Origin of the sequence: Peribacillus sp. YIM B13481 (assembly GCF_042787985.1) — a bacterium.
In the GTDB taxonomy this organism is placed as follows: Bacteria; Bacillota; Bacilli; order Bacillales; family DSM-1321; genus Peribacillus; species Peribacillus simplex_A.
Genome location: NZ_JBHZPE010000053.1, coordinates 21,048 through 27,357 on the forward strand (window position 1 = coordinate 21,048; position 6,310 = coordinate 27,357).

Annotated in this window: 7 protein-coding genes and 1 pseudogene; 2 read left to right on the forward strand and 6 right to left on the reverse strand. The window is 32.1% G+C overall.

The features are described 5' to 3' along the window. Positions 1–145: 145 nt before the first annotated feature. The 4 genes and pseudogenes from ACFX4X_RS21505 to ACFX4X_RS21520 form a co-directional block, all read right to left on the reverse strand. A complete protein-coding gene (locus ACFX4X_RS21505) occupies positions 146–919 on the reverse strand; it encodes a TraX family protein (protein WP_377386257.1) in 774 nt (257 codons plus the stop codon). Positions 920–991: 72 nt separating this feature from the next. Next, entirely contained in the window at positions 992–1,258 is a 267-nt protein-coding gene (locus ACFX4X_RS21510) for a hypothetical protein (RefSeq protein ID WP_377386260.1), read from the reverse strand. Between the two features lie 14 nt (positions 1,259–1,272). After that, a complete protein-coding gene (locus tag ACFX4X_RS21515; protein WP_377386263.1) occupies positions 1,273–1,443 on the reverse strand; it encodes a hypothetical protein in 171 nt (56 codons plus the stop codon). A gap of 146 nt (positions 1,444–1,589) precedes the next feature. After that, positions 1,590–2,435 (reverse strand): annotated as a pseudogene (locus tag ACFX4X_RS21520) (ETX/MTX2 family pore-forming toxin). A 1,317-nt stretch (positions 2,436–3,752) separates the two neighbouring features. Here ACFX4X_RS21520 and ACFX4X_RS21525 point away from each other — a divergent pair. Together ACFX4X_RS21525 and ACFX4X_RS21530 are read left to right on the forward strand one after the other, a co-directional pair. Beyond that, positions 3,753–4,418, forward strand: a complete 666-nt coding sequence (locus ACFX4X_RS21525; RefSeq protein WP_377386266.1) for a hypothetical protein — start codon at positions 3,753–3,755, stop codon at positions 4,416–4,418. A gap of 7 nt (positions 4,419–4,425) precedes the next feature. After that, positions 4,426–4,968: a hypothetical protein gene (locus tag ACFX4X_RS21530; protein ID WP_377386268.1), complete on the forward strand. Its 543-nt coding sequence runs from the start codon at positions 4,426–4,428 to the stop codon at positions 4,966–4,968. A gap of 36 nt (positions 4,969–5,004) precedes the next feature. Here the strand turns inward: ACFX4X_RS21530 and ACFX4X_RS21535 are convergent, their stop codons facing one another. Both ACFX4X_RS21535 and ACFX4X_RS21540 read right to left on the reverse strand, forming a co-directional pair. Further along, on the reverse strand, positions 5,005–5,349 hold the full coding sequence (locus tag ACFX4X_RS21535; RefSeq protein ID WP_377386271.1) for a YolD-like family protein: 345 nt from the start codon (positions 5,347–5,349) through the stop codon (positions 5,005–5,007). Positions 5,350–5,464: 115 nt separating this feature from the next. Beyond that, positions 5,465–6,046, reverse strand: a complete 582-nt coding sequence (locus ACFX4X_RS21540; RefSeq protein WP_377386274.1) for a cupin domain-containing protein — start codon at positions 6,044–6,046, stop codon at positions 5,465–5,467. Positions 6,047–6,310: the final 264 nt, after the last annotated feature.

Genomic DNA, 6,310 nt, shown 5'->3' on the forward strand with positions numbered 1-6,310 from the left:
TAGCCTCCTTTTACTTTTAGAAGGGGTCGCACCATGGGTAGCAACAACAAAACGTGAATATCATACGTTTTCAAGACCTAAATTATAAAATTCCTTAAAAATAAAGAATAGTTTCTAATTAGCTAAAATTTTATCTATAAACATTTTAACGGAGATTTATCCCGATCAAAAAAAGAATTATAATATGAATAGGATAGAAGAAATAAAAGAAATATTTTAATCCAGTACCTTTTTTCCCATTGTAGAGTAATAATAGTAGTAGTGCAGAAATCATCATCCATTGGTAATCACTAAACGGAAATAAATGATTTATAATACCGTCCTTGACTACTCCCCATTTAGCGTAAGCAGTAAAGATAATCAAGTGAAAAATGATATATACAATAGTAATTCCTACTTTACTTCTACACAAATAAAGTAGAATACCCAGCAATACAAAGAAAATACCACCCTCAACAAAGAATATATTTCCTAATATTGCTCCATAAAATAAATGGTCTGCTTGAAAATTAATCACTATAATCTCTGAAAAGAGCACACATAAGATAGTACTAATCAGTTGCCATAAAATAAAGTACACATATAGTTTTACCTGCCTTTTATCCAATAAATAAATTACTAGAACAATTACAAATAAAGTTGCAAAGAAATTGTTTGTAATAATGACCCCTGTATGGCTATAGGCAATGTTAATTCCTAAATTAATAAAGGCCATACCACCTCCTGAAAAATACAAACGTAACATGTATTTCTTTCTGTTAGATGTATGTTTGTATCCTAAAACAACACAATATATGAAAATTGGGATAGCCAACCTCCCAATCCATCTAAAATATTCTGGAGTATCAGGGATGAATTGCCCGGTATGATCAATAAACATAGAAACTAATGCAATTAGTTTAAGTAGTGTAGTAGTCATTTGAATACTCCCCATTTACTAAAAGCATCAATAAAAAACACTTCTAGTCTTTCAGGTTTTTATAATATGTATTTATTCTACATATCCGCTAAAATTACTTGGAGTTACAAATTTAATGTAGTATAGTCCACTTTTATCTAAACCAGATGGAAATGCAGTTAATGTTTCTCCAGATTTCAAAGTTTCAGAATATACAGCGAAAATACTTGTGTTTTTATATACTTTTAAGGCTAAAGTCGCAGAATGGTTATTCTTTACAGAAAGCTTAACTTGAGATTTCCCTGTAAAATACTTATTTGTGTATAAATTTGATCCTTGAGCAGAACCGGAAAATGTCATTCTTCCGCTCTTTACTAAATTATGAGAGGAAGATGGAGTACTAGTTCCAAAAACAGTAATTCCCCCCCTTCATTAACAGGTGTTACACCAATACTTTCTCCTTCTTCCGCAAACGCAACAGTACTACTAAACATTAAAACTACTAACAGAATTGATAAGAAACCTAGTTTTGAAATTTTCTTCATTTCAAAAACCCCCTATTTTTATTTTGAAAATGAAACCTAAATAACCCTATTTTTACCATTATTTTAAGTTATTTAAATATAATACAATTAACTTGCAATTTCTTTTCTATTAAATAGGTACTCTCCTAGAAAATTGGAACAGCATCTTAATTTTCTGCTGTTTTAACCTCTGGCTTAACTGTATATGTGTAATCTTCACCCGTATATCTTCCTTTTTTATCAATTGGTCTTACAGTTACCGAATATTCTGTACCGAGTTCTGCTTCATAAGTACCTTTGCCGATTAAGTTTATCGTATTATCTGAGTTTACGGATAAATTTGGAAGTTCCTCGAAATTTTTTGCATACTTAACCATACTAGCTATAGAGCCGCTATGTACATAAGCTTTACCAACCTTTTCACCAGGTAAAGGGTCATAACAATGATTCCAACCTGCAATATTTCCTGACATTTTAGTTAAGAGATTGACTTTTCCTGTAGCCTTACTTCTATTTAACATTACAATTACTTCAACAGAAAAATGGGGTTTAACTGGAATCGTTTGTGAAGGAATTGAATAAGTCTTACTATCTGTTTTTGTTTCACTACTCGTAGTAGAAAAATTATATTCTAGAGAGACTTCTTGCGATAATTCCCCTATTGGTAAAGATATCTTTCCAGTTGTTTTCTCTCCAATTTTAAATCAATGTGTAGTAGAAGTAGTAACAGAATCTGTAATCGTTCTTGAGAAACTATCTGTTTTTAAATCTATTTTTTCATCAAGTTCGTTGTTTAAAATTGCGTGTCCTACAAATACATCTCCTACATCAGTAAAGTTAGGTGGACCGTCTGGGGATACTGCATTACTATGAAACTCAATATCCTTCATAAAATAAGTAGCATCGCCGACCGAATATGAATATTTTCGCTGACTATCTAAATGCTTTCCATAAACTAGTTCAGCTTCAGTCAAAGGGGTTTTCCAGTCTTGTATTGCTTTTGCTTCACCCATAAATTTTTCATTAGTTGAATTTTAACAGGTTGAGCAGCACCTGTTAATTCTGGAGAGGCTGTCGCAAATGTCACTCAAATAGATGCGATTGTACTAAGAGCTAAAATTTTTCTTCCTAATTTTTTTTTATTACTTTTCATATGACCAGCATTCCCTTTAAATGGTTTTTTTGACTCTATAAAACATACTTTCTATAAAATGTATTCGCAAATATTGTATCGGAAATTTTGATGTGTTATTTAGTTGGTTTTATGAGATTATACTGATAATTTGATATTCTTTAAAATTTTCCGATATCCTTTACATCCTTTTTTAAGGGGCCTGTCCCAAAGCTGTCATTAAGCAATTGAATAAATAGTGAAAGGCAGAAACGTTGACAACATTTCTGCCTCTTCAATTTTGCTTTATTTTTACTTTAAAAAGGACATATGAGACTCAAACCCTTTTACTTATTTCACACGTAATTTTTGGCCGATATAAATTTTTTCGATATTTTTTAAACCTTTCATTTTATAAAAATAAAAAAAGCCTTGGTAACTGAGAACTCAGTAATACCAAGGCTTTGAAACTATTAATACATTGACATATATTGTTCGCGTTCCCATGGGTGAACTTGTGTGCGGAACAAACTTCTTAGTATTACCATAAATCATAAAACATCACAAATGCCTGTTCAACAGCTTTTTCACAAATAGATTCACAATGAGCAAGAGTAAAATATCATGAAGTGGTGGGCAAATGGTGGGCAAGTTGGTGGGCAAGTTGGTGGGCAAGTTGGTGGGCAAAATAAACGCATATGTTTTAAGCAACTGATATAAAATATATGTATAAATTACTAAACTAAACCGAAAAGAGCAAAAATGAATGAACATAAATATAAAGGTTTACTTGCAGGCAAAAGAAACTAATTTCTTGCAGAGTGGAAGTTTCCCGTCTTAGACTCAGACTTTAAGAAAAATCCCGATTGGACAGCTGCAGTTGCTGCATTTGGATGGATTCAGCAGATTAAAATAAAATTCGCTGCTAGTGATGATTTTAGAATAGATGAGGTAATTTATAACGAAGACATTGATATTACGGAGTTAGTTAAGAAGGTTAGACAAATAATTTAAAACAAAAATAACCCCTGTCATAATGATATGATCCCCCAAAAGTAGACGGAGAAAGATAGCACACTAACCTGTCTATAATGGAGGGATTTTTCTATTTCGGACTAGCTATTTACAGAAATATTCCGAGTATTTAAACATTGTTCATTAGTTTGCAAATTGTAATTATTGGGATAATGTAGCATTATTATGAAAAAGTAGGGGTTATATGAAAAAAATTATTATCTTATTGCTATCATTTTCATTATTTTTCACCATTGTTCCACCTGGATTAGCAAATGGTATAGAAGATTCTTCATCTACATATATTGATGAAGATAATTGGGTCGAATATGAAAGTGAACAAGAACTATTAAATGAAATTGAAGAAATAAACTGGGATGATGTTACACTCGATTTAGAGGCCAATAATGATGAAATAAACTGGGATGACATTCCAATAGAATTAGATAGCGCTATTGTGACAGATCTACAACCCAGAATTTTGGGACTTGTAGCACGACTTGTTTTAACAGGCGGCAAGTATGTAATAAAATATGGTAAAAAGGTATTCAAAAAGGCTCCTACTTCAAAGGTGACTAATGCCTTAGCAAAGTACTCAACAGGAACTTATAAAACAGGTAGTCATACTTTTAAACTAACAAAAACTGATATGAAACATATGTTAACTAGACACCACCCTAAATATTGGGATGGTAGCGTAAAAGCAAAACAAACATATTATAATCCTGATTTATCAGTTAACGCTGTAAAAAAATTCGCACTAAATATCGCAAAACAAAACAAAACTACTTTATCAAAAAAGGGAACAACCTCTACATTGGTATTACCAAAGAACATATTAAACAACTATATCCCAAATAAGAATAGGTGAGAAAGAAATGAACTCCTTGCAAATTAATAGCTTTATTTTAACAAAAAAAGTTACTGATCTAGCTGATCTAATTAAATATCCTGATGATTATACTATTAATCTATCTTTAACTCCGCAGCCTTTTGTTAAAATTATTAAAGATAATCCTTCTGATTATATACAAGAGGGTATTCTTGTAATAGATGGCGGAGTAATCCTATCTTTTAATAATCAAACAATAGTGGGTCACAACTATTGGGATGACTTAACAACATTATGGTCATATTTATTAAATGTAATTGAAGACTATTCTACTTATGGAGAAGGATCTTGTTTTTACCCGGACCAACCAATTGAGATACATTTAAAAGATGTAGATTCAAATTTAGTAGTATTATCAGTAGATAATAAAGAAATAAAAATCAACAAAAATAGTTTTTTTGCAAAAATTATATCTGAAGCTAAGTATTTCTTTGAAATATTAACTAACGATTTAATGTTGCCTAAATATAAACACGAACTAAAACAAATTGAGGATATTTGTAAGCTATTAAACTTAAACCGCTTATAATTGTGTAAAAGCCCCTCTCATTGAGAAGGGCTTTTTTTAATCCTCAACAATTACACTAATGATATCATCAAACTGAATATACTCAAAGGAACTATCTTTCTTCTGAATACGTAACTCTTTCGTGACAGGATGTATGAACACACAATACTCGTACAATTCTTTTGAATTTCCCTCGTTACGTACTTTAAATCTTATCGGCAAATGATATTCCATAGCATAATGAATGTTGTTTTCAAACTCCTCAACCTGGTATTCATCGAGGACAGGCTTCTTATTTAGGAAATAATCCACCTCACCCAGTTTTTTATTTAAAGCTTTATGTTCCGGCATGATCAATGCTGCTTGCCATTTAACGAGCCCTCTATCACGAATTGTCCCCATCAGAATGATCCCTCCTTTTACATCTATCCTACACGAACAAATATTCTCATTAAAGTCAGAAAAAAAGCCCTTCCAAGTTAAAGAGAAGGGTTTGATAATTTTTTAATGGGTTGATCTATTGCCATAACCGTTGCCCTTCTTCCGAAGCCAATGCATCTGCTTTTGTAACATGAACAGTACCAAATGGATGGTTAGGAGGAGCATATATCGAGTATAGTTTTAGCGGAATATTACCTGTATTGGTTACATTATGCCATGTGCCAGCAGGTATCATTATTGCATAATCATCATAGACGTTTCTTACAAAGCTTAAATTATCCTTTCTATTACCCATTTGAACAACCCCTTGACCTTGTTCAATACGTAAAAATTGGTCAACGTCAGGGTGAATTTCTAAACCAATATCTTCACCAACTTTAATACTCATCAATGTAACTTGCAAATGTTTTCCTGTCCATAAAGCGGTACGGTAGGTAGTGTTTTGTTTCGTAGCCTCATTGATATTCACTGCAAATGGTTTTAGTCCATAATCTTTTACCACAATATTATTTCTTCCGTTTGAAGATTGTAAAAAACCCAATTGGTTAGCATTATTAACACTCCAATAATCAGGATTTCTTACATAGTTATACATTGGTACATTAACATAATAAGGGTTTTGATATTGATACGGTTGGATATAAGGTACATAGTACATTTTTCTCAATCCCTTCACAGCTTATAAAATTATCCTATTCACTGCTTAGGGGAAGGTACCTAGGGCAGGGAAAATTCTTTAAAGTAAACATTGTTAGCCTAAAACGTTTATTCCATTAAATAGCCCTTTATTGTCCGGCCAATAAAACAACTACTTCTTTCTGACTAAACTGCCCCGTTAGTGCCATATCGAGTAGGGGGAAAATAAGTTTATTTTCGCCCCTCTCACAACACCGTACGTACGGTTCGCGTATACGGCGTTTCA

Bases quoted from the DNA above. Each gene is read 5' to 3' on its own strand.
- ACFX4X_RS21505 (WP_377386257.1), bottom strand. From the start codon at position 919: ATGACTACTACACTACTTAAACTAATTGCATTAGTTTCTATGTTTATT.
- ACFX4X_RS21510 (WP_377386260.1), bottom strand. From the start codon at position 1,258: ATGACATTTTCCGGTTCTGCTCAAGGATCAAATTTATACACAAATAAG.
- ACFX4X_RS21515 (WP_377386263.1), bottom strand. From the start codon at position 1,443: ATGAAGAAAATTTCAAAACTAGGTTTCTTATCAATTCTGTTAGTAGTT.
- ACFX4X_RS21525 (WP_377386266.1), top strand. From the start codon at position 3,753: ATGAAAAAAATTATTATCTTATTGCTATCATTTTCATTATTTTTCACC.
- ACFX4X_RS21530 (WP_377386268.1), top strand. From the start codon at position 4,426: ATGAACTCCTTGCAAATTAATAGCTTTATTTTAACAAAAAAAGTTACT.
- ACFX4X_RS21535 (WP_377386271.1), bottom strand. From the start codon at position 5,349: ATGGGGACAATTCGTGATAGAGGGCTCGTTAAATGGCAAGCAGCATTG.
- ACFX4X_RS21540 (WP_377386274.1), bottom strand. From the start codon at position 6,046: ATGTACTATGTACCTTATATCCAACCGTATCAATATCAAAACCCTTAT.